23 protein-coding genes and 1 pseudogene are annotated in these 22,632 nt (G+C 66.8%); 15 read left to right on the top strand and 9 right to left on the bottom strand.

Annotation, left to right across the window (positions count from 1 at the left end; all coding sequences use genetic code 11):
* Window positions 1–42: 42 nt before the first annotated feature.
* A complete protein-coding gene (gene gcvA / locus JHD80_RS18060) occupies window positions 43–993 on the top strand; it encodes a transcriptional regulator GcvA (protein ID WP_199090159.1) in 951 nt (316 codons plus the stop codon).
* A gap of 10 nt (window positions 994–1,003) precedes the next feature.
* Here the strand turns inward: gcvA and JHD80_RS18055 are convergent, their stop codons facing one another.
* Complete coding sequence (locus tag JHD80_RS18055) at window positions 1,004–1,675, bottom strand: alpha/beta hydrolase (protein ID WP_199090157.1); 672 nt, start codon at window positions 1,673–1,675, stop codon at window positions 1,004–1,006.
* Window positions 1,676–1,964: 289 nt separating this feature from the next.
* On the opposite strand from JHD80_RS18055, the gene JHD80_RS18050 reads away from it, so the two are divergent.
* From JHD80_RS18050 to JHD80_RS18010, 9 genes are all read left to right on the top strand, one after another.
* Window positions 1,965–3,170, top strand: coding sequence for an aminotransferase class V-fold PLP-dependent enzyme (locus JHD80_RS18050; protein ID WP_199090172.1), 1,206 nt, complete (start codon window positions 1,965–1,967; stop codon window positions 3,168–3,170).
* Window positions 3,171–3,231: 61 nt separating this feature from the next.
* Window positions 3,232–4,704, top strand: coding sequence for a Fe-S cluster assembly protein SufB (gene sufB, locus JHD80_RS18045; protein WP_199090155.1), 1,473 nt, complete (start codon window positions 3,232–3,234; stop codon window positions 4,702–4,704).
* Between the two features lie 148 nt (window positions 4,705–4,852).
* Window positions 4,853–5,605 carry a Fe-S cluster assembly ATPase SufC gene (sufC, locus tag JHD80_RS18040; RefSeq protein ID WP_199090153.1) on the top strand — a complete coding sequence of 251 codons (753 nt, stop codon included), beginning with the start codon at window positions 4,853–4,855 and terminating at the stop codon, window positions 5,603–5,605.
* Window positions 5,605–6,954, top strand: a complete 1,350-nt coding sequence (locus tag JHD80_RS18035; protein WP_199090151.1) for a SufB/SufD family protein — start codon at window positions 5,605–5,607, stop codon at window positions 6,952–6,954. The genes sufC and JHD80_RS18035 overlap by 1 nt, the downstream gene beginning before the upstream one ends.
* Complete coding sequence (locus JHD80_RS18030; RefSeq protein WP_199090149.1) at window positions 6,954–7,163, top strand: tautomerase family protein; 210 nt, start codon at window positions 6,954–6,956, stop codon at window positions 7,161–7,163. Before JHD80_RS18035 ends, JHD80_RS18030 begins: the two co-directional genes overlap by 1 nt.
* 4 nt (window positions 7,164–7,167) lie before the next feature.
* Entirely contained in the window at window positions 7,168–8,406 is a 1,239-nt protein-coding gene (locus JHD80_RS18025) for a cysteine desulfurase (RefSeq protein WP_199090147.1), read from the top strand.
* Window positions 8,407–8,421: 15 nt separating this feature from the next.
* Window positions 8,422–8,805: an SUF system Fe-S cluster assembly protein gene (locus tag JHD80_RS18020; protein WP_199090145.1), complete on the top strand. Its 384-nt coding sequence runs from the start codon at window positions 8,422–8,424 to the stop codon at window positions 8,803–8,805.
* A gap of 37 nt (window positions 8,806–8,842) precedes the next feature.
* Complete coding sequence (locus tag JHD80_RS18015; RefSeq protein WP_199090143.1) at window positions 8,843–9,181, top strand: hypothetical protein; 339 nt, start codon at window positions 8,843–8,845, stop codon at window positions 9,179–9,181.
* Between the two features lie 112 nt (window positions 9,182–9,293).
* On the top strand, window positions 9,294–10,181 hold the full coding sequence (locus tag JHD80_RS18010; protein ID WP_199090141.1) for a PhzF family phenazine biosynthesis protein: 888 nt from the start codon (window positions 9,294–9,296) through the stop codon (window positions 10,179–10,181).
* Here the strand turns inward: JHD80_RS18010 and JHD80_RS18005 are convergent.
* On the bottom strand, window positions 10,176–10,532 hold the full coding sequence (locus JHD80_RS18005) for an MmcQ/YjbR family DNA-binding protein (RefSeq protein ID WP_199090139.1): 357 nt from the start codon (window positions 10,530–10,532) through the stop codon (window positions 10,176–10,178). The genes JHD80_RS18010 and JHD80_RS18005 overlap by 6 nt on opposite strands.
* 4 nt (window positions 10,533–10,536) lie before the next feature.
* Entirely contained in the window at window positions 10,537–11,604 is a 1,068-nt protein-coding gene (locus tag JHD80_RS18000; protein WP_199090137.1) for a malate/lactate/ureidoglycolate dehydrogenase, read from the bottom strand.
* A gap of 217 nt (window positions 11,605–11,821) precedes the next feature.
* Between JHD80_RS18000 and JHD80_RS17995 the strand changes: the two genes are divergently transcribed.
* A complete protein-coding gene (locus JHD80_RS17995) occupies window positions 11,822–12,211 on the top strand; it encodes a HesB/IscA family protein (protein ID WP_199090135.1) in 390 nt (129 codons plus the stop codon).
* Between the two features lie 158 nt (window positions 12,212–12,369).
* Here JHD80_RS17995 and JHD80_RS17990 read toward each other — a convergent pair whose 3' ends face one another.
* Both JHD80_RS17990 and JHD80_RS17985 read right to left on the bottom strand, forming a co-directional pair.
* Complete coding sequence (locus JHD80_RS17990; RefSeq protein ID WP_199090133.1) at window positions 12,370–13,428, bottom strand: GGDEF domain-containing protein; 1,059 nt, start codon at window positions 13,426–13,428, stop codon at window positions 12,370–12,372.
* Between the two features lie 186 nt (window positions 13,429–13,614).
* Window positions 13,615–15,114: a DEAD/DEAH box helicase gene (locus tag JHD80_RS17985; protein ID WP_199090131.1), complete on the bottom strand. Its 1,500-nt coding sequence runs from the start codon at window positions 15,112–15,114 to the stop codon at window positions 13,615–13,617.
* A gap of 162 nt (window positions 15,115–15,276) precedes the next feature.
* Between JHD80_RS17985 and JHD80_RS17980 the strand changes: the two genes are divergently transcribed.
* Window positions 15,277–15,972 (top strand): alpha/beta fold hydrolase, encoded by a 696-nt coding sequence (locus JHD80_RS17980; protein ID WP_199090129.1) that lies wholly within the window; start codon window positions 15,277–15,279, stop codon window positions 15,970–15,972.
* 6 nt (window positions 15,973–15,978) lie between these two features.
* Here the strand turns inward: JHD80_RS17980 and JHD80_RS17975 are convergent, their stop codons facing one another.
* From JHD80_RS17975 to parE, 3 genes are all read right to left on the bottom strand, one after another.
* A complete protein-coding gene (locus JHD80_RS17975) occupies window positions 15,979–16,239 on the bottom strand; it encodes a hypothetical protein (protein WP_199090127.1) in 261 nt (86 codons plus the stop codon).
* Between the two features lie 101 nt (window positions 16,240–16,340).
* Entirely contained in the window at window positions 16,341–17,276 is a 936-nt protein-coding gene (locus tag JHD80_RS17970; RefSeq protein WP_199090125.1) for a LysR family transcriptional regulator, read from the bottom strand.
* 156 nt (window positions 17,277–17,432) lie between these two features.
* Entirely contained in the window at window positions 17,433–19,514 is a 2,082-nt protein-coding gene (parE, locus tag JHD80_RS17965) for a DNA topoisomerase IV subunit B (protein WP_199090170.1), read from the bottom strand.
* Window positions 19,515–19,793: 279 nt separating this feature from the next.
* On the opposite strand from parE, the gene JHD80_RS17960 reads away from it, so the two are divergent.
* The 3 genes from JHD80_RS17960 to JHD80_RS17950 all read left to right on the top strand — a co-directional run bounded on the left by JHD80_RS17960 (window position 19,794) and on the right by JHD80_RS17950 (window position 22,428).
* The gene (locus JHD80_RS17960) at window positions 19,794–19,991 is read left to right on the top strand and encodes a hypothetical protein (RefSeq protein WP_199090123.1); all 198 of its coding nucleotides are present in this window, start codon (window positions 19,794–19,796) and stop codon (window positions 19,989–19,991) included.
* A 137-nt stretch (window positions 19,992–20,128) separates the two neighbouring features.
* Window positions 20,129–21,556 (top strand): hypothetical protein, encoded by a 1,428-nt coding sequence (locus JHD80_RS17955; RefSeq protein ID WP_199090121.1) that lies wholly within the window; start codon window positions 20,129–20,131, stop codon window positions 21,554–21,556.
* Window positions 21,553–22,428, top strand: a complete 876-nt coding sequence (locus JHD80_RS17950; protein WP_199090119.1) for a glycosyltransferase family 2 protein — start codon at window positions 21,553–21,555, stop codon at window positions 22,426–22,428. Before JHD80_RS17955 ends, JHD80_RS17950 begins: the two co-directional genes overlap by 4 nt.
* Before the next feature lie 6 nt (window positions 22,429–22,434).
* Here JHD80_RS17950 and JHD80_RS17945 read toward each other — a convergent pair.
* Window positions 22,435–22,632 (bottom strand): annotated as a pseudogene (locus JHD80_RS17945) (glycosyltransferase family 4 protein); the annotation flags it as partial.

Genomic DNA, 22,632 nt, shown 5'->3' with positions numbered 1-22,632 from the left:
CGGAAGATTGTCACCTGCCATAAACAGGGCTTATGCTTCGGCATGCCCTCGCACCCGCCGCCGCCCAAGCTTCCGCCCCTTGCCGCGGTCCGCGTCTTCGAGGCTGCGGCCCGCCACCAGAACTTCACCCGCGCCGCCGAGGAACTCGGCATGACGCAAGCTGCCGTCAGCTATCAGATCCGTTTGCTGGAGGATCGGGTCGGAGCGCCGCTCTTCCTGCGCCAGCCGCGCCAGGTCGTGCTGACGACGATCGGCCAGCGGCTCGCCGGGCCGGTCGGCAAGGCACTCGCCGATATCGGGACGGTGTTCCGCGACATCTGCGAGGAGAACCAGACGGTTCTGACGATCTCGTCATTGCAGACGGTGGCAATAACCTGGCTGTCGCCAAGGCTGGCTCAGTTCCAGATGGAAAATCCGCAATTCGCCGTGCGGGTCCGGACCTCCCAGCATCTCGTCGACTTCACCACCGAGGCCGTCGATCTCGCCGTGCGTTACGGACCGGGCTCATGGCCGGGCGTGACGGCGGAAAAGCTGTTCGATTGCCACTACGCACCGCTCTGTTCGCCGGAACTGCGCGAGCGATTGCAGCTGCGGGAGCCCGCCGACCTGCTACGGGCGCCGATGCTCAGCGCCGAAGAGGGGGCGTGGAAGGACTGGTTCGCCGATCTCGGCCTCGACATGCCCCGGCCGGGCGGGCGGACGATGTCGCTGGAGATGCAGGCGATGAGCGTCCAGGCGGCGATGCGCGGGCATGGCGTCGCGATGGCCGTGCCGGAGCTCTTTGCCTACGACATCGCGGCCGGGCGGCTCGTCTATGCGGTCGAGCACGCGGTCCGCGACGAATGGGCCTATTGGATCGTCTACCCGACGGAGCGCCAGCGCGAGCGCAAGATCAGGCTGTTTCGCGACTGGATTCTGGCGGAGGCGCGGGCAGCGCAGATGACGCTGCCCGTCATGGCGTCGAGCCGGGGGCTGGTCCGCCCGTCTCCTTGAGCAGGCAGGCTCAGGCCTGTTCCTGCTCGGTCTTGAGGATCTCCGGGCCGACCTTCGCGTCGAGATAGGCGCCGACTTGGCTCATCAGCACATCGACCTTGCCGTCGAAGAAGTGGTTGGCGCCCTCCACGACCGTATGCTCGATCTGGATGCCCTTCTGGGTCTTCACCTTCTCGATCACCGCCATCACCTCCTTGACGGGGGCGACGCGATCTTCCGAACCATGGACGAACAGGCCCGAGGACGGGCAGGGCGCCAGGAACGAAAAGTCGTAGCGGTTGGCCATCGCCGCGATCGAGAGGAAGCCCTCGATCTCCGGGCGGCGCATCAGGAGCTGCATGCCGATCCAGGCGCCGAAGGAGACGCCGGAGATCCAGCAGCTCTTGGCCTCGGGGTTGAGCGCCTGCATCCAGTCGAGCGCCGCGGCGGCATCCGAAAGCTCGCCCGCGCCATGGTCGAAATGGCCCTGGCTGCGGCCGACGCCGCGGAAATTGAAGCGCAGCGCCGAGAAGCCGCGGTTCACGAAGGTGTAGAACAGGTTGTAGACGATCTGGTTGTTCATCGTCCCGCCGAATTGCGGGTGCGGGTGGAGGATGATCGCGAGCGGCGCACCCCGCTTCTTGGCGGGCTGGTAGCGGCCCTCGATCCGGCCTGCGGGCCCGTTGAAGATAACCTCTGGCATCGTCTCACCGCTTCTTGCGGCAGTGCCGGCGCGGGCGGGCAGAAAGCGGGCGCATGCCTGCTCGAAACCCGGCCACCCTTGACGGCGCCACCATGCGCGCCCTAGATGAAGAGCGCTTAGAATAGTTCTAACAGCCGTGAACAAGTCGAGAACAAAACGGTGGATCGCGAGAGCGAGCCGCGTTTCGACCCTTCCGGCCGGTTCGGATGGGCGGCTATAGCACGGCGCACAGGTGCGATTTCAAGCATTTCGTATCAGTGCGCGGTAATGACGAGGATGGAGAGGCAGGATCGTGACGGCGGGACGCGCCTATCTCGACCATAACGCCACGACCCCGGTGCGCCCGGAGGTGGTGGAAGCGGTCGCGCATGCGCTGACGCTGCCGGGCAATCCGTCCTCCGTCCATGGCGAGGGACGCGCCGCGCGCGCCGCGATGGAGCGGGCGCGCGAGCAGGTCGCGAGGCTCGTCGCTGCCAAGGCCTCGAACGTCGTCTTCACCAGCGGCGGCACGGAAGCGAATGTCGCCGTGCTCTCGCCCGGCCTGATGGATTGCGACGGCGGCCGTGACTGCGTGCGAACGCCTGCGACGCTTCTGCTTCACAGCGCGACCGAACATGCCTGCGTGCGCGAGGGCCATCGTTTCCCGGCCGGCGCTGCCGAGGCGATCCCGGTCGATGCGAGCGGCCTGGTCGATCTCGCCTGGCTCGATGAGCGGCTGGCGCACTTCGTCGCCGAGAACCCCGGCGCCCGCGCGCTGGTCTCGATCCATCTCGCCAATAACGAAACCGGCGTGATCCAGCCGATCGCCGAGGCGGCCGCGATCGTGCATCGCCATGGCGGCCTCGTGCATAGCGACGCCGTACAGGCGGCCGGCAAGATCGCCATCGATATCTCGTCGCTCGGCGCCGACGTGCTGACGCTCTCGGCGCACAAGATCGGCGGGCCGAAGGGCATCGGCGCGATCGTCTTCCGGACGGGCGCGCTCGAACTCACTGAGAAGCCGATGCGCGGCGGCGGGCAGGAGCGGGGCTGGCGCGCCGGAACCGAAAACCTGCCGGGAATCATCGGCTTCGGCGCGGCGGCTGAGTTCGCCGGCAAGGTCTTGGCTGAAGAAGCCGTGCGGCTTGCTGGCCTGCGTGACCGCCTGGAGACGGGGCTTGCAGCGCTGTCGCCGGAGACGGCGATCTTCGCTCAGGCCGCGCCGCGCCTGCCCAATACCAGCGCCTTCGCGACGCCGGGCCTCAAGGCCGAAACCGTGCTGATCAAGCTCGATCTCGCCGGTGCCGCCCTTTCGTCCGGCTCGGCCTGCTCCTCGGGCAAGGTCAAGCGCTCGCATGTGCTCGATGCGATGAAAATCGACCCCGCCATGAGCGCAGGGGCCTTGCGGGCCTCGCTCGGATGGACCACCTCCGAGGCTGATATCGATCTCTTTCTCGCTGCCTACGAAAATCTCGTGGCCGCGCAAGCCGATCGGAGCGCCCGGGCTGCCGCCTGACGCGTTCCGCAACAGAAGAAATTGAACCGGCGGGCCTTGAACCCGCACTGGAGACTGAGAAATGGCAGCGGTCCAGGAGACCATCGATCAGGTCAAGTCGATCGACGTGACCGAGTACAAATACGGCTTCGTCACGGAGCTGGAGGTCGACAAGCCGGCCAAGGGCCTCACCGAGGACACGGTCCGCTATATTTCGGCGCGCAAGAACGAGCCGGAATGGATGCTGGAATGGCGGCTCGACGCCTTCCGTCGCTGGAAGACCATGACCGAACCGACCTGGTCGCGCGTCAACTATCCGCCGATCGACTACCAGGCCCTGTATTATTACGCCGCGCCGAAGAAGGGCGCCTCGCCCAAGTCGCTCGACGAGGTCGATCCGGCCATTCTCGAGACCTACAAGAAGCTCGGTATCCCCCTGCGAGAGCAGGAGATCCTGGCCGGCGTCGCGCCGGAGAACCGCGTCGCGGTCGATGCCGTCTTCGACTCCGTCTCGGTGGTCACGACCTTCAAGAAGGAGCTGGCCCAGGCCGGCGTGATCTTCTGCTCGATCTCCGAGGCGATCCAGGAGCATCCCGAGCTGGTCAGGAAGTACCTCGCGACGGTCGTTCCGGTGACGGACAACTATTTCGCGACGCTGAACAGCGCGGTCTTCACCGACGGCTCGTTCGTCTACATCCCGAAGGGCGTGCGCTGCCCGATGGAACTGTCGACCTATTTCCGCATCAACGAGCAGAATACCGGCCAGTTCGAGCGCACGCTGATCATCGCCGACGAGGGCGCCTATGTCAGCTATCTCGAAGGCTGCACGGCACCCAAGCGCGACGAGAACCAGCTCCACGCAGCCGTGGTCGAGCTGATCGCGCTCGACGATGCCGAGATCAAGTACTCGACCGTGCAGAACTGGTTCCCCGGCGACGCCGAGGGCAAGGGCGGCATCTACAACTTCGTGACCAAGCGCGGCGATTGCCGCGGCAAGAACTCGAAGATCTCGTGGACGCAGGTCGAGACCGGCTCGGCCATCACCTGGAAATACCCGTCCTGCATCCTGCGCGGCGACGGCTCGCGCGGCGAGTTCTACTCGATTGCGGTGTCGAACGGCATGCAGCAGGTCGATAGCGGCACCAAGATGCTGCATCTCGGCAAGAACACGACCTCGAAGATCATCGCCAAGGGCATCGCCGCCGGCAAGTCGGACTCGACCTATCGCGGCATCGTCTCGGCCCATCGCAAGGCGACCGGCGCGCGCAACTTCACCAATTGCGACTCGCTCCTGATCGGCGACCAGTGCGGCGCGCACACCATCCCCTATATCGAGGCCAAGACCGCGACGGCGATCTTCGAGCACGAGGCGACCACGTCGAAGATCGGCGAGGACCAGATGTTCTACTGCCAGCAGCGCGGCCTCTCCGAGGAGGAGGCGGTGGCGCTGATCGTCAACGGCTTCGTCAAGGAGGTGCTGCAGCAGCTCCCGATGGAATTCGCCGTCGAGGCACAGAAGCTGATCACGATCTCGCTCGAAGGCTCGGTTGGATAAGGGCGGTCTTCCCGCACGCGCTGCGGCATGCATTGCCGCTGCGCAGATGCGGGACCGTCATCGGAATAACCACTGGACATTACGATCCCGGGTCTGCGGCGCATCGCTTCGCGCTGCACCGCGCACGGGATGACACAGGAACGAAACGATGCTCGAAATTCGCAATCTGGTCGTCAAGATCGCCGACGAGGACAAGCAGATCCTCAACGGCCTGAACCTCACCGTGAACGACGGCGAGGTCGCCGCCATCATGGGGCCGAACGGCTCCGGCAAGTCGACGCTGAGCTATGTCATCGCCGGCAAGGAGGACTATGAGGTCCTCGACGGCGAGATCCTGCTCAATGGCGAGAACGTGCTGGAGATGGAGGCCGATGCCCGCGCCGCCGCCGGCATCTTCCTGGCCTTCCAGTATCCGCTGGAAATCCCCGGCGTCGCCACCATGACCTTCCTGAAGGCCGCGATGAACGCGCAGCGCAAGGCGCGCGGCCAGGACGAGCTGCTGACGCCGGACTTCATCAAGCAGGTCAACGCCGCCGCCGATAAGCTCGGCATCGCCAAGGACATGCTGCGCCGCCCGCTCAATGTCGGCTTCTCCGGCGGTGAGAAGAAGCGCATGGAAATCCTTCAGATGGCTCTGCTTTCGCCGTCCATGTGCATCCTCGACGAGACCGATTCCGGCCTCGATATCGACGCGCTGCGCATCGTCGCCGAGGGCGTCAACGCGCTCCGCGACAAGAGCCGCGGCTTCCTCGTCATCACCCACTATCAGCGCCTGCTCGACCATATCGTGCCGGACACCGTCCACGTCATGTCGAAGGGCAAGATCGTGAAGACCGGCGGCAAGGAGCTGGCTCTGGAGCTCGAGAAGAGCGGCTATGCGGCCTATGGGGAGGCTGCCTGATGGCCATTGTCACCCCGCTGAAGACGGCTGCCGAACAGCAGCTCGTCCAGCAATATGCCGACAGCAAGGCCGAGCTGCCCGGCGGCCCGGCCGTGCGCAAGCTGCGCGAGGACGCCTTCGCCGGCTTCGAGTCCAAGGGCCTACCGCATCGCCGGCTCGAATCCTGGCGCTATACCGACCTGCGCACGCTGCTGCGCGAGGCGCGTCCGCTTGCCGGCGGCGCTGCCGTCACGGCGGCGGTCAAGGCCCGGTTGGATGCGCTGAAGCTCGATGGCCTGCGCCTTGTCCTGGTCGACGGCGTCTTCGCGCCGGAGCTCTCGACGCTCGACGCGATCCCGGAGGGCGTCTCGGTGCAGTCGCTCGCCGAGGCGCTGGTGTCCCCGCGCGAGGACCTGACCCGCATCCTGGCCGGCCCCTCGGTCGGCCATGACGATATGGGCCTCGCGCTCAACACCGCGCTGATGCGCGACGGCGTGTTTATCGAGATCGCCGACGGCATCGAACTGGAGCAGCGGATCGTCATCGTTTCCCTGGCTTCGGGTGAGGAAGAGCGAGCAGTCTTCCACCGCTCGGTCGTGCTTGCCGGCAAGAGCACCAAGGGCACGATCGTCGAGATCAGCGAAGCCGTCGGCAACGCCGCGCAGCAGATCAACGGCGCGATCGTCTTCGAGACCGGCGATGAGAGCGAGATCCAGCACGTCCGCATCGTCACCTGCCAGCAGGCGGCGACGGTCGAGGTGCAGAGCCTGCTCGCGACGGTCGGCGCTCACGCGAAGTTCGATTCCTTCGCGCTGATCTGCAATGCCGGCACGGTGCGCCAGCAGCATTTCGTCCGCTATGCGGGCGAGCACACCGAGATCGGCCTGCGCGGCGTCAACCTAATCAACAAGGCGCAGCACTCGGACGTCACCCTGATCGTCGACCACGAGGTGCCTAATGGCACGAGCCGCGAGCTGTTCAAGACGATCGCGGGCGGCGAGGCCACCGGCGTGTTCCAGGGCAAGGTCATCGTGCGCAAATACGCGCAGAAGACCGATGGCGGCATGAGGAGCAACGCGCTGCTGCTCAACGACGGCGCCTCGATGTACAACAAGCCCGAGCTTGAGATCTTCGCCGACGACGTGGTCTGCGGCCATGGCGCGACCGTCGCCCAGATCGACGGCGACCAGCTTTTCTACCTGATGGCGCGCGGCCTGCCGCGGCCGCAGGCCGAGGCGCTGGTGCTGCAAGCCTTCGCCGGCGAGGCGGTCGAGTTCATCACCGACGGGGATGTGCGCGATCTCGTGATCGGCGAGGTCGAGTCGTGGCTGAAGGCCCGCGAGGCCGCTTCCGAGGTGAGCACCGTCTGATGCCCTACATCAATCTCCAGATCACGAAGGGCGCGTCGCGCCAGCAGAAGGCGCAGATCGTGAAGGAATTCACGGATACGCTGGTCAAGGTGCTCGGCAAGAACCCTGAGAATACCCATATCGTGATCCAGGAGATCGAGCGCGAGGATTGGGGCCATGGCGGCGAGCTCGTCACCGACAAGGCTCCCGCTACGCCCGGAAAGGCCTGAACCGATGAACGCGCTGGCGAAGCCCTACGACGTCCAGGCCATCCGCAAGGATTTCGCGATCCTGAGCCGGGAGGTCTATGGCAAGCCGCTGGTCTATCTCGACAACGCCGCCTCGGCCCAGAAGCCGGAAGCGGTGATCGAGGCGATGACGCGGCTGATGCGGGAGGACTACGCCAATGTCCATCGCGGCCTGCACTATCTCGCCAACGCTTCGACGGAAGCCTATGAAGCGGCTCGCGAAAGTGCGCGCCGCTTCCTGAATGCGGCGCATCTGGAGGAGATCGTGTTCACGCGCTCATCCACCGGGGCGCTCAACACGGTGGCCTCCTCGCTCGGGCGCCATCTGCAGATCCAGGAAGGCGACGAGATCATCCTCTCGATTCTGGAGCACCATTCCAACATCGTGCCCTGGCACTATTGGCGCGAGCGCCACGGCGCCGTGATCAAATGGGCGCCGATCGACGAGGACGGCAATTTCCTCATCGAGGAATTCGAGAAGCTGATCTCGCCGCGCACCAAGGTGGTGTCGCTGACGCAGATGTCGAACGCGATCGGCACGATCATCCCGATCGCCGAGGTCTCCGCGATCTGCCGCTCCTACGGCATTCCGCTGGTGGTCGACGGCAGCCAGGGCGCCGTCCACCTGCCGGTCGACGTGCAGGCGCTGGGCTGCGACTTCTACGCCTTCACCGGTCACAAGACCTACGGGCCGACCGGCTCCGGCATCCTCTGGGGCAAGAAGGAATGGCTCGACAAGCTGCCGCCTTACGAGGGTGGCGGCGAGATGATCGTCACCGTCAGCGAAGACACCGTCACCTATAACGACCCGCCGCATCGCTTCGAATCCGGCACGCCGGCGATCGTCGAGGCGGTCGGCCTGGGCGCCGCGCTCGACTACATGATGGCGCTCGGCCGCGAGAACATCGCAGCGCATGAGGCCAAGCTCGGCGCCTATGCGATGGAGCGGCTCGGCGAGATGAACTCGATCCGCATCTTCGGCAAGGCGCGGGAGAAGGGCGCGATCGTCGCCTTCGAGATGAAGGGCGCCCATGCCCATGACGTCGCGACCGTGATCGACCGCGCCGGCGTCGCCGTCAGGGCCGGCACCCATTGCGCCATGCCGCTTTTGGCACGATATGGGGTGACATCGACCTGCCGCGCCTCGTTCGGGCTCTACAACACGCTCGAAGAAGTGGACAAGCTGGTCGATGCCCTGCGGAAGGCCGAGAGCCTGTTCGCCTGACCGGGATTTGAAGAGATGACCGACAGCGTCGCCGACGACCTGAAGCCGAACGCCCCCGCGATGGGCAAGGGCACCGCATTGCCGCCGGAGGAGATCGACCGGCTGACGGACGATATCGTGGCCGCGCTGAAGACGGTCTACGATCCGGAGATTCCCTCCGACATCTACGAGCTCGGCCTGATCTATCGCGTCGATATCGCCGACGACCGGCAGATCACCATCGACATGACTCTGACTGCGCCGGGCTGCCCGGTTGCCGGCGAGATGCCGGGCTGGGTCGAGAATGCCGTCAGCACGGTGCCTGGCGTCGCGGGCGTGACGGTCAACATGACGTTCGACCCGCCCTGGGACCAGTCGCGGATGTCCGACGAGGCCCGCGTCGCGCTCGACATGTGGTGAGGCTGGACCGTTCCCTCGCTCTCGCGCATGATGAGGCATGCGCGCGACGAAGTGGGACTATCTGGTCTTTCCGTTCCTGGCCGCCTTGCTGATCGGCGTTTTCTACGCAGCCTTGCGGCTGATCGGTTTCTTCGGCCTCGGCGTGCTCGGCCTCGTCATTGGGTTCATCGCCGTGCGGATGGACCTCGAGCGCGACGGGGCAAGCAGCGATCCATCGGCGCTCGCCGAGCAGTTCAAGGCCCGCGAGCGGATGTCGCGTTCGGAGCGCTCCGAGTTCCACAGCGCGCAAGCGTTCCGGCTGAAGCCTCTCTTCGTTGCGCAGGTCGTCGCCGCCGGTTTCGTCATTCTCGGCTTCGGTTTCCATTTTCTGCTGTGACGGCGGAAACGGCTCGCCTGCGTGATCGATCGCATGATCGACCTTCATTATTCCTGACCGGGCAACGATGGCATCAAGACGGGGCGTATGCTTGTCGCCACCGGAGCCTGCCATGCCCAGCTTTCCCTACGAGACCGTCGACGTCTTCACCGACCGCCCCTTCGGCGGCAACCAGCTCGCGGTCTTCACGGATGCGCGGGGCTTGTCCGACGCCCAGATGCAGTCGCTCGCGGCGGAGATGAACTATAGCGAGACGACCTTCGTCCTGCCGCCGGACGATCCAGCCAACGATGCGCGCGTGCGCATCTTCCATCGCACCGCCGAGATGCCCTTCGCCGGCCATCCCAATGTCGGTACGGCCTGCGTGCTGGCCCGCCATGGCCGCGACCGTAACGGCTTGCTGCGCTTCGAGCAGTTGGCCGGGCTGATCGAGATCGCGGTGGAGCGCGATGCGGCCGGCGCGGTGACGGGTGCGGTGATCGCCGCGCCGCAGGCGCTGTCGCTCGGCATCGAACTGCCGGTCGATGGCATCGCTGCCTGCGCAGGCGTGGCTCCTTCCGACATCGTCACCAGCGCTCACAAGCCGGTCCAGGCCTCGCTCGGCGTGAAATTCGTGCTGGTGCAGATCGCGCCGGCCGCGCTGGCCGGCGCCACGCCCGATATCGCAGCCTTCCGCAAGCTCGAAAGCCAGAATCCGAAACTGCAGGGGCGGCTGTCGCTGTTCCTCTATGCCCGCGACGGCAATGCGGTCCGGGCGCGGATGTTCGCGCCGCTGGCCGGCACCTGGGAAGACCCGGCCACCGGCAGCGCCAGCGCGACGCTCGGCGCATTGCTCCTGTCGCTTGATGGCGGCGACGAGGCTGCCTACAGCATCACGCAGGGCGTCGAGATGGGGCGCCCGAGCCGTCTGAACGTCACGTCCCGGCGTGCTGCGGACGGGTTCCGCTCGCGGGTCGGCGGCGGCTGCGTGCCGATGTTCCGGGGCGAGGCGCTGCTATAGGCCGAGTTCGGCCCGCACCCGCTTCGTCAGCCCGGCGGCGGCGAGGCGGTGGCTCTCAGCGAGATAGTCACACAGGGCGTCGTCCGGCATGCTCTCGCCGGTGAGCCATTGGATCCATTTCATGCCGCGCGAGGCGAGATAGGGCGCGGGCCTGAGCCCCGGCTGCTCGCTCAGGATGTCGAAGCCCATCGGCGAGCATTTGAAGGAAACGGCCATCTCGCCATCCTCCTGCTGCCGGCCGATGGCGAAGACCTTGCCGCCGACCTTCCAGACATCGGCTCCGCCCCATTGCACGACATGGCTGGTGGCCGGGAGGCTCGCGCAGAAGGTGTTGTAGGCTTCGGGCGACATGCTCTCAGTAGCTCTCGGCGTCGATGCCGTGCTGCCTGGCGGCGGCCACGATCTGCGACCAGGTCTCGTCGTCGAGCGGGATGCCCGCGGCCTGCCGCTCGATCCTGACCTTGCGCTCCTTGTCGCCGGGCGCGAGCACCGGATTGGCCGGATCCATCGGCTTGGCGGCACGCACGAAGGCGAGATAGCTCTCGGTGCGGCTGCGGCGCAGTTCGGCATCGGGCTCCAGCCGGGCCGGGTCGATGATGACGCCGAAGAGCGAGTTGATCACCCAGGTCTTCTGCGGCTTCTGGTCGATGCGGGCGGCGCCCATCAGGCCAGCCGAGAGCAATTCGGCGATGAGCGAAAGGCCCGCGCCCTTGTGGTCCCCGAAGGGCAGGAGCGCGCCGAGCGGATGGTCGGGGCTGGCGAAGACATGGGCCGGGTCCGTGGTCGGGCGGCCCTCGCCGTCGATGATGTAGCCGGGCGGAACCTGCTCGCCCTTGTTGAGCGCCACGCGGGCCTTGCCATGGGCCATGCGGCTGGTGGCGAAGTCGAGGATCAGGGGATCGCCGCCGGGGACGGGGATGCCGATCGCGTGGGGATTGGTGCCGAAGCGGGCTTCCTTCGCGGCATAGGGCGCGACGATCGGCGGGCGGCCGGCGACATTGACCCAGAAGAACGAGATCAGCCCGGCCTCGGCGGCGACCTCGGCATAATGGCCGATGCGGCCGATATGATGGGAATCGAGCAGGTTGACGATGGCGACGCCGCCCGTCTGCGCCATCGCGACCGCGCGGTCGACGGCGTTGCGGGCATTCGGCTGGCCGAGCGCGACCTTTCCGTCGATGATCAGGAAGGGCGCCGTATCGACGCGCGTCTGCGGCTGCGATGCCGGGCTGAGATTGCCGTCGGCAAGCGACTGGAAATAGAGCGGCAGCATGCCGACCCCGTGGCTGTCATGCCCGTTGAGATTGGCGAGGACGAGGTGGTCGGCGGTCTCCTGCGCCTCCGCTTCGGTCCAGCCGGCCTTCACGACCATGTCGCGGACGAGGGCGTGCAGCGATTCGGGGCGATGCAGACGATGCGCCATGGTTTTCCTGCCGGTTGGAAGGGCTCTCGGAGCCTCGGGGATTCTGAAGCGCCAGAGTGCATGAGCCGGGCTGTTCCGCAATGCGCTGGGCGGGCAGGGGCCGGATAGCCGGCGCATGGCATGCAGGCGCCATCTCGACGAAAGCCCCGCCGATCCCTATGTTGGTAGGACCAATCTTGCTTCACCGGGCCTTGAACCCGGTCGAGGAGGGAAACAGATGTTTTCGATACCGGGCCTCAAGGTCATTTCGCTGACCGACGCCGCGGCGGCCCGCATCCGCGAGATCATGGCGCAATCCCCGGACGGGGATGCTCCGGCGCTCGGCCTACGGGTCGGCGTCAAGAAGGGCGGCTGCGCCGGCATGGAATACACGTTCGAGATCGCGCGCGCGGTCAGCAAGGGCGACGAGGTCGTGACCGACAAGGACGCGACGGTGGTCGTCGACGCCAAGGCCGTGCTGTTCCTGCTCGGCACTGAGCTCGACTTCAAGACCGACCGGTTCTCGTCAACCTTCGTCTTCAACAATCCCAATCAGGTCTCGGCTTGCGGCTGCGGCGAATCCGTCGAGATCAAGCCACAAAGCGAGAGCGCGCTGGCGGCGCCGTAAGCCATTTGGGTTTCTGCTGGAGCCATCGCGTCATCCCGGACAAGCGGCAGCGCCGCGCCGATCCGGAATCTATCGTAGAGCTCCGGGGCCCTCCGATAGATCCCGGGGGAAGCCCGGGATGACGGCGTAGTTCTGAGGAGAGATGGAATCGCTTCGCCTCAGGCGACGCGGCTGGCCGTCTCCACGACGTCCTCTGTGGCCGTGCGGTTGCGGCCGTCGCGCTTGGCCTGCATCAGGGCCTGGTCGGCGCGGTCGACCAGCGAGCCGGCCGTATCGCCGCGGCGATAGCTGGAGACTCCGAGCGAGATGGTGATGCGGCCGAGATTCTCGTTGGTCGAGCGCTTGATCAATTCGCGTGTCAGCAGCGCCTGACGGACGGTCTCCGCCCCGAACTTGCCGGCGATCAGGTCGGCCTCGGGCAGGATGATGGCGAACTCCTCGCCGCCGAAGCGGGTGATGATCGCCTTGTCCTTGAACTTGTCCTTCATCGTGCGCGCGACGAGACGCAGCACCTGGTCGCCCGTCAGGTGGCCATGGGCGTCGTTGAAGCGCTTGAAGAAGTCGATATCGGCCATGACGAGCGCGAAAGGCTCGCGGCGCAAGGTCGCCTGATCGATCGACTTCTGCAGCATCTCCTCGAAATGGCGGCGATTGGCGAGGCCGGTCAGCGGATCGGTGAGGGCCTCGGCGCGGGTCGATTCCAGGGCCTCGCGCAGATTGCGGATCTCGTTGGAGCTGTTGCGCAGCTCCGCTTCGAGCTGCGTCTTGCGTGTGACCTCTTCGCGGGTCGACATCACCAGAGCCTCGACCCATTCACGTAGCTTGTGCCGGTCCGTTGCCGGCGGCACGTCCTCGGACATGGCGCAGAGACGGCCGTGATAGATCTCGCTGGAACCGAGCGCCTTGTCGACCAGCCCCATCATCGCGTCGATCTCGCTCAAAACCTGCAGGCTAGTGCGCTCGGCCTGGCGCGAGAAACGCTCGGTTGAGATGAAGCGCTCGTAGAGGCTGTCGATATCGGCGGCCGTGACCTTGCCGTCGCTGCCGGTGAGAATGGCGCTCATCGCGACGCTGACAGCCGGCATCTCGCCGCTGAGATGGGCGTACCAGACCTCGAAGGCGCGGGGATAGCTCGGCGAGCCGTGCTCGCGCATCGCCGCGACGACGCGCTCTGCGAGATCGTCGGTGCGGACGGGAACCGAAACCAGGTCGTCCATGCCATCACCACCCCGGTATGAAGCCGGTTCGCGGCCTTCGGCCACGACAGCTTCGATTGACACAATCGAAGCGGGACATCCTGTCCGTATATACGGCGGCATGCGCCCGTCCGCCGCGAAGGTCAGCCCGACGCGGCGAAAGGCAATCTAGGTCGATGTCGTTAAAAACGGGTTGATGCCGTAACGTTATCCGACGCGGACCGGACGGAGCAGGAAGGCCGGGACATGGTCGCCCAGACCCTTCACCTGCGGGCCGTCATCGTCGTCGCGCGTGCGGGGCGGACGCGGGCGCCGGGTTTCGTCCTGATGCCGGGTTTCGTCCTGCCTCCGCGCTGCTACGGGCGGCGGGGGCGGCGCGGTCTCAGAGTCGGGCCGGATCGGGACACGGCGTGGTTTGCGCTGCGTATCCGCGACGTTCTCGTCAGCGTCAGAGCGCGCGGGCGCCGCGCTTGAACGCGCGCCGCGCTCGGGCCGTCCGCGACCACCACGCGACGAAGAGCGCTTGTCGTCCCGACGGTCGCCGCGACGTTCCTCGCGCGGCTGGCCGGGCGGCAATGCGTCGAGGCCGGGGCCTTCGAAGGCGATGGTCTGGCCGGTCAATTTCTCGATCGCCGCGACGAGCTTGTCGTCATGGCGCGTGACGATGGTGAAGGACGCGCCTTCGCGCCCGGCGCGCCCGGTGCGGCCGATGCGGTGGACATAGTCCTCGGCATGGGTCGGCACGTCGAAATTGAAGACGTGGCTGACGGCGGGGATGTCGAGGCCGCGCGCCGCGACGTCGGAGGCGACGAGGATCGGGTTCTCGCCGGTACGGAAGGATTCCAGCGCCGCCATGCGGGCATACTGGTCCATGTCGCCATGCAGGGCGACGGCGGGGAAGCCATGGCGTTGCAGCGACTTGTGCAGCGTCGCGACATCGCGCTTGCGATTACAGAAGACAATCGCGTTCTGGAGGTCGACCGCGCCCTTGATCAGCTTGCGCAGCGTCTCGCGCTTCTCGAAGTCCTGGGAATTAGAGGCGATCAGCCGCTGGGTGATCGTGGTGGCAGCCGTCGCGGGACGGGAAACCTCGACGCGCACCGGATTGTGCAGGAACTGCTCGGAGATGCGGGTGATCTCCGGGGGCATCGTCGCGGTGAAGAACAGCGTCTGCCGGGTGAAGGGCACGAGCTTGCAGACACGCTCGATGTCCGGGATGAAACCCATGTCGAGCATGCGATCGGCCTCGTCGATGACGAGGAGCTCGACGCCGGTCAGCAGCAGCTTACCGCGCTCGACATGGTCGAGCAGGCGGCCGGGCGTCGCGATCAGCACGTCGACGCCGCGGGTGATCTTGGCATCCTGGTCTCCGAAGGAGACGCCGCCGATCAGCAGCGCGACCGAGAGCTTCTGGTTCACGCCGTAGCGGACGAAGTTCTCCTCGACCTGCGCTGCGAGCTCGCGCGTCGGCTCAAGGATCAGCGTGCGCGGCATCCGGGCCCGGGCGCGGCCCGTCTCCAGGATGGTCAGCATCGGCAGGGTGAAGGCCGCTGTCTTGCCGGTGCCGGTCTGGGCGATGCCCAGAACGTCCTTGCGGGCAAGGACATGCGGAATGGCCTGGGCCTGGATGGGGGTCGGCGTGCTATAGCCCGCGGCTGTGACAGCCGTCAGAACCTTTTCGCTCAAGCCGAGTTCGGCAAATGACATCGCGTATCGTGCTTCTTCTGGGTCGGTGAAACGCAGCGGGATGACCTGCTCAACCACCACGTTGGCGCGACGACAGTTCCTGCGCGCCTTCGGACTCGTGTGGAATGCAAAGAAAACGCGGCAAAGTCAATCATCTAGCCATTGAAGGACCGTATTAGCCTCATGAAGGAGCCGCTTGTTCTCGTTCCCGGCCTGAGTTGCAACGCCGCGCTGTATGCCCCGCAATGGCCTGCTCTTGCCGATGGACGCCCGATCCTCGTCGCCGATCACGCCCGCGACGACACGCTTTCGGCCATCGTGAAGCGCCTGCTTGCGGCTGCGCCACCGCGTTTTGCGCTCTGCGGGCTGTCGATGGGCGGCTATGTCGCGTTCGAGGTGCTGCGGCAGGCGCCGGAGCGCGTGACGCGGCTCGCCCTGCTTGACACCAGCGCCAAGGCCGCCACGCCGGAGACCAACATTCCACGCGAGCAGATGATCGCGCTGGCCGAGAAGGGCGCCTTCGACAACGTCACGACGCTGCTCTGGCAGAAGCTTGTCGCGCCGGCGCGCCTAGCCGACGAGCCGCTGCGATTGCTGGTGCGCGGCATGGCCGACGAGGTCGGGGCCGAGGGCTTCGTGCTCCAGCAGAAGGCGATCATGCAGCGGCCGGATTCACGCCCGGTGCTGGCGGGGCTATCGATCCCGGTATTGGTGCTGGTCGGCCAGGAGGATGAGATCACGCCTGTCGCCGAGGCGCAGGAAATGGCCGGCCTCGTCGGCAATGCGGCGCGGCTCGCGATCGTCAGGGAATGCGGTCATCTGTCGACGCTGGAAGCGCCGGAGGCGGTGACTGGAGAATTGTTGCGCTGGCTTGGCTGATCGCCGTCAGCGCGGCAGCACGCAAGGGTCGAGCTTCGTTGCATTTGCGCTCTGCCCGATCGAACCCGTGACCATCGGATCCGTGGACTGGCGCTTCGAGGCGGCGAGGCTGACTGCGGCCATGCGCTCCTTGTCGAGCGAGGCGGTCTGGCTCGACAGGAAATTCGCGGCGATGACCGACAGGAAGGCGATGGCCGCGCCGGCCTTGGCGATATCGGCGGCGAGCGTGCCGCGATTGTTCTTCCAGAACAGTTCGATCAGGCGCATGGCGCACTCTCCGCGGCCCGTGACTTCACGAGCTTTGCGGCAATATGCGCCCGCAGCAGTAAAAGGATGGTTAGCCAAGTCTTGCCGCAGCGGGGCGGACTTTACTGATCGCTCCCGGCGGTGCGGCCGGCGAGCCGGGCCTGCTGCTCCTTGAACAGCTTGCGCAGGGCGCCCAGCACGGCCGCGACGCCGGGCCGGCGGCGCGAGACGTCATGCGAGACCAGGAAGATGTCGTCGCCGGTCTGCTCGGGCGGCGGCGCCAGGCGGCGCAGGCTCGGATCGGCATCGCCCATGAAGCAGGGCGCCATCGACAGCGCTCCGGACGAGCGGATGCTTTCGTAGCGGGCGGCCGAATCGCCGACCCGGGCGGCGATCGGCCGGCCGGCGGCATAGGCCATGATATGGTCGTCGATCCGCGAGGAGGTCTCGCGGTTGACCGAAATGATCGGCGCCGTTGCCGGATCGACGCCGCGGCGCACATACAGCGCCTGCATCAGGCGCCCGACCTTTTGCGCGTAATGGCCGGGCTCGCTTGGGACCCTGGTCATGCGCAAGGCGATATCGGCCTCGCCGCGGGAGAGGTCGAGCCGGTTGCGCGTACTGATGATGACGATCTCGACGCCGCCGGCCGCTTGCGAGATCGCCGTCGCGTTCATGGTCAGGAGCAGGCTGATCGAGGTGGTGGCGGTGATGCGGACCGGCGCATTGTCCTTCGGGCGAGCGGCGTCGGCGCGGATCGCGAAGCGCCTCGCCGCGGCCTCGACGAGAGCGGCTTCGGCCGCGAGCTCCGTCCCGGCCGAGGTCGGCACGAGCCGGTTGGCCTCGCGCGTGAAGAGCTGCAGGCCGAGTTCGGCTTCGAAGCCTTTCAGCCGGCGCGCGACCGTCGCCTCGCTCAGGCCGAGCTGCGCCGCCGCCACGGCCATCGACCCGCCGACGGCGATGGCGTTGAAGATCCGGATGTCGTCCCAGGGCAATTGCCCAGCGGGCGGTGCCAGATCGCCGTCGCGTCGAGATGGAGGGGAAGCAGGCTCGCCCATGCCGTCAGCGGCCATTCCCAGGTGGAGCGGAGTCGGCGGTCATGGCAGTCCGGGGTGTGGGGAGGGTTCGACATGCGCGAACCCTGCCGGGAAACCTGCGCTCGGACAGCCCGCCGGGCCTGAGACCCAGCCCTGCAGGAATGCAGGGCTCAGCCCTCACAGGTCGATCAGTTCGCCGGCAAAGGCGGCGCGCTCCTGGATGAAGATGAAGCGCGCTTCCGGCTTGTTGCCCATCAGGCGCTCGACCGTGTCGGATGTCTCCTCCTTGGCCTCGTGGTCGACCATGACCTTGAGCAGGATGCGCTTGCTCGGGTCCATGGTGGTTTCCTTGAGCTGCGCCGGCATCATTTCGCCGAGGCCCTTGAAGCGCGAGATTTCCGGCTTCTTGCCCTTGAAGACGGTCTCGATCAGCTCGTCCTTATGGGCGTCGTTGCGGGCATAGACGCTCTTGCCGCCGTGCTGGAGCCGATAGAGCGGCGGCACGGCGAGATAGAGATGGCCCTTCTCGATCAGGCGCGGCATCTGGCGCCAGAAGAAGGTGACGAGCAGCGAGGCGATATGGGCGCCGTCGACATCCGCGTCGGTCATCACGATGACCTTCTCGTAGCGCAGGTCGTCCTCGCGAAACTGCGTGCCGATGCCGCAGCCGAGCGCCAGGATGAGATCGGCGAGTTGCTGGTTGGCGTTGAGCTTCTCGCGCGTCGCATTGGCAACGTTGAGGATCTTGCCGCGGAGCGGCAGGATCGCCTGGTTCGCGCGGTTGCGCGCCTGCTTAGCCGAGCCGCCGGCCGAGTCGCCCTCGACGATGAAGAGCTCGGAGCCGGCCGCGCCGGCATTCGAGCAATCGGCGAGCTTGCCCGGCAGACGCAGCTTCCGCGTCGCGGTCTTGCGCGAGACTTCCTTTTCGAGGCGCCGGCGCAGGCGCTCCTCGGCCCGATCGACCGACCAGTCGAGCAGGCGCAGAGCCTGCTGCGGCGCGGCGGCGAGCCAATGATCGAAGGCGTCGCGGATCGCGTTCTCGACGATGCGATGCGCTTCCTGCGTCGCGAGCTTGTCCTTGGTCTGGCCCTGGAATTCCGGCTCCCGGATGAAGACAGAGAGCATGGCTGCGCAGGTCGCCATGACGTCGTCGGAAGTCACCTGCGCCATGCGCTTGGACTGGCCGATGCGCTCAGCATGGTCGCGCAAGCCGCGCAGCAGGGCGATGCGCAGGCCCTGCTCATGGGTGCCGCCCTCGGGCGTCGGGATCGTGTTGCAATAGGACGACGAGAAGCCGTCCTCGCCGGTCGCGAGCCAGGCCACAGCCCACTCGAGCGAGCCGTGGCTGCCTTCCTTGGTGATCTTGCCGGAGAAGATCGGTTCGGCGACGAGGTCCTTGCCCTGGATCTCGCGGCCGAGATAGTCGCGCAAGCCGCCCGGGAAACGGAATACCGCCTCGGCCGCGACATCGCCTTCCGGCTTCAGCAGGGCGGGCGCGCAGGTCCAGCGGATCTCGACGCCACCGAAAAGATAGGCCTTGGATCGCGCCATGCGGAACAGGCGGGCCGGGGAGAAATGCGCGCCTTCGCCGAAGATTTGCGCGTCTGGATGGAAGCGCACCCTGGTGCCGCGCCGGTTGGCGACGGCGCCGACCGTCTCGAGCGGCCCCTGGGGCAGGCCGCGCGAGAAGACCTGGCGGTAGAGCGTCTTGCCGCGCGCGACCTCGACCTCTAGCCGGTCCGACAGCGCGTTGACGACGGAGACGCCGACGCCGTGCAGGCCGCCCGAGGTCTCGTAGGCCTTGGAATCGAATTTGCCGCCGGCATGCAGCGTCGTCATGATGACTTCGAGCGCCGATTTGCCGGGGAATTTCGGGTGGGGATCGACCGGGATGCCGCGACCGTTGTCGGTCACGGCGATCGAGCCGTCCTCGAACAATTCGACATCGATGAAGGTCGCGTGGCCCGCCACCGCCTCGTCCATGGCGTTGTCGATCACCTCGGCGAAGAGATGGTGCAGGGCGCGCTCGTCGGTGCCGCCGATATACATGCCCGGCCGGCGGCGCACCGGCTCCAGCCCTTCGAGCACCTCGATGGCGGAGGCGTCGTAGCCGGCCTCGGACAGGGTGCCGTTGCGGGCAGGGGCGGACGGTGCCGGGGCAGCCTTTGGGGCCGCGACCGGCGGGCGCGTTTCCGGCCGCGGGCTTGCCGCGTCCGGCCGCTCCGGCTCCGAACCGAAAAGATCGCCACTATCCGCCATTGCCAACCGATTCTTCCTGATTCGCGCCCTGTAAACTCTAGCGCATTGCGGGCTGTCGCGCCTTGTCGGGGGCAGCTTATAGACGCCTCGTCCACCGATCGAAACCGCCTGTGCGTTCCGGCGCGCGCTCCCGTCACATCCCTGTCGCCGGAATGCGCAACAGCGTGGGAACGGATGCGTTCAGGCCACGTTAACCATCCGTGCCGAGGATGGTCAGCACGGTCAGGCCTATGCGGATTTCCGCAATGCGCTATGATCGGCCTACAGGGGGAGAAGGCCGTGGCGTCGCGTCAGTCAGTGCCGGTTGCGGGTATCGCGGGCTTGCAGCGCGCTGCACGCCTGGCCGGCGAATCCTTCGGCCATGAAGATGTAATCGGCCAGCCCCTCGCGAGCGCCGATCTGCATTCGTCACGCTGGTTGTGGTGGCTGGCGGCGGTAGCAGCCTCTGCCGGGCTCGCTGTTCTGCATTTCTACTGAAAACACCGCTCCCTTAGCGCGGAAATATCAACCTTTTTGTCCTAGGCCTGTGAGCCGGAGGGCAATGGGATGTGTCGCGTCATCGTCAGGGATAACGGTTCGGCCGGCTGCCGTGCGACGTTGCGTGCGATGGCCGTATGCGTGCCGGACGCGGCCTGAGCGGGCACGCGCCGGTGGCCCAGATCGTCGCTCTCGGAGCCTATGTCTACCAGGCCGTGCTGGCGCTCGGGCTGCTGCTCGTGGTCTCGCGTATCCTGCCGGCGCAGGATTTCACGCATTATTCGCTCTTCGTCACGATCAGCCAGTTCGGCAGCATCGCCGCTTTCGAGTGGTTGCGCTTTTCGTGCAGCCGCTTCTATCCCGGCGCGGCCGAGGCGGCGCAGCGCTCGGTGATCCTGTACGCCTTCATCGTTTGCGCCGGCCTCTGCCTGCTGGCGGGCGGCGGTGTTGCCGCTCTGGGCTTGGCTTCCGCCGGCATTGCGGTGGGTGGCGCCTTCGTCGCGATCTTCCAGGGCGGCTCGGAGTTGCATCTGACGATGCTGCGTTTCCGGCAGGATTTCCGGCTGTTCTCGATCCTCCAGGCCGTGCGCGCCTCGGCCCTGGCCATCGGAACGATCTCCGGAGCCATTCTCGCCCCCACGCTTGCCGGCGCGGTGTCCGGCATGCTGGCTGCCTATCTCGCCTATGCTGTGCTGGCGCGCGCGCTTGGTGGCCCGCTCGCCAGCGAGTTGCAACGGCCGCAGCGCCGGCTGCTGATGAAACACCTGACCTATGGCGGCGTCTCGGCCGGCGCTTCGGTGGCGGGCATCCTCGCTCCGCTCGGGCTCAAGGCCCTGTTGACCGCCGCGCTCGGCAGCCAGGGGGCGGCCGGCGCCCTGCTGGCGCTCGACCTCCTGCAGCGACCCTTCGTCATGGTGGTCTCGGCGCTCCAGGCGATCCGCTATCCGGAGATCGTCGCCGCCTACGACCGCGAACCGGGTTCCGCGGGGTTCCGCGAGCGGCTCGGCGGCTATTACGGGCAATTGGCGAGCTGCTCGCTCGTGACCGCCGCTGCGATCCTGTGCCTGCTGGCGCCTGCCGCATCCTGGCTCGTCAAGGCTGAGCTGCGCGAGAGTTTCCTGCTTGCGGCACCGGCCGTCACGCTCCTCGCCCTGCTGCGGGCCTGGGTGCAGACCTTGCTGCCCACGCCGGCGCATCTGATGCAGCGGTTGCGTCCGATCATCGGGCTCGCCGTCGCCGACGCCGTCCTGCTCAATCTCGGCTCGCTCGCCGGCTGGAGCCTCTCAGGCGGCTCGCTGACCGGATTGCTCTACGGGGGCTTGGCCGGCGCAGTCGCCGCGGTGATCGTGGGGGCACCGCTGTTCCTGTCCATGCCGTTCCGTTGGGCTGGATTGCCGCTCGCCAGCGCCTTGGCCGCGCTCGCCATCGCCGGGCTGGGCAATGCCGGCATGCCCCGGACATCCCTGCTGATTTCGCTGGCGGTGTTCCTGTTCTGCATCCCGCCCGCCATCGCGACGCTCAGCTCCCTGCTCCAGCGCGACAATGCTTCGCCGGAGGCCTCATGAAGATCGTCATCGGCATCGCGACCGCCGGACGCCGCGACGTCCTGTCGGAGACGCTCGCGCATCTGATGGGTCAAAGCCGGCTGCCCGACGCGATCCTCGTCTGCCCGGCGGAGCCGGCCGATTTCGACGAGCCCGCGGCCGAGCGCCTGTCCGTCGCAGTCCGGCGCGTCGAGGGGCGGCGCGGCAGTTGCGGCCAGCGCAACGCCATCCTGGACGCCGCCTGGGATGCCGATCTCGTCGTCTTCCTCGATGACGACTACATGCCGGCGCGCGATTTCCTCGCGGAGGCCGAACTGCTGTTCGAAGGCCGGCCGGACATCGTCGCTGCAACCGGGAGCGTGCTTGCCGACGGCATCCATGGACCCGGTATCGGCGCCGACCAAGCGCGGAAGGTCCTGGCCGCCGATCCGGGCGAGCCGAAGGCGATCAGGCCGGCCTACAACGCCTATGGCTGCAACATGCTGGTGCGGATGTCGGCGGTCCGGGCCGTCGCGGCGCGCTTCGACGAGAACCTGCCGCTCTATGGCTGGCAGGAGGATGTCGATTTCTGCCGCCAGATCGCGCCCGAGGGCGAGATCGTCCACAGCACGGCGCTCCGGGGTGTGCATCTCGGCAGCAAGCGAGGGCGGACATCGGGACTGCGTTTCGGCTACTCCCAGATCGCCAATCCGATCTATCTCTGGCGCAAGGGCAGCATGACCCTGCGCAAGGCGCTGCCGCTGATGGCGGGCAATGTCGCCGCCAACATCCTCGGGAGCCTGCGCGAACAGGAGTTCGTCGACCGCCGCGGCCGCTTGAAGGGCAATGGCATCGCCCTCGTCGACCTGATGAAGGCGCGGCTCGACCCGCAGCGCATCCTGTCGTTCAAATAGGCGCCGTCAGCGCCGCGGCGCGGCCATCTCCGACAAACTGGCCAGCAGGGTTTCGGCGCTCTTGTCCCATGAGAAGCGGTCGAGATTGGCGCGGCCCTTCTCCGCCAGGCCGAACGCATCGCCTTCAACCTCCATGATCCGGCGCATGACGTCTTCAAGGCTGGGGCGATTGCGCGGGTCGAAATAGAGCGCGGCCTCGCCGCA

Origin of the sequence: Allobosea sp. ASV33 (assembly GCF_016428755.1) — a bacterium.
Classification (GTDB): Bacteria; Pseudomonadota; Alphaproteobacteria; order Rhizobiales; family Beijerinckiaceae; genus Allobosea.
Note: the sequence above shows the minus strand (reverse complement) of the source record. Positions and strands in the feature narration are given on the sequence as shown.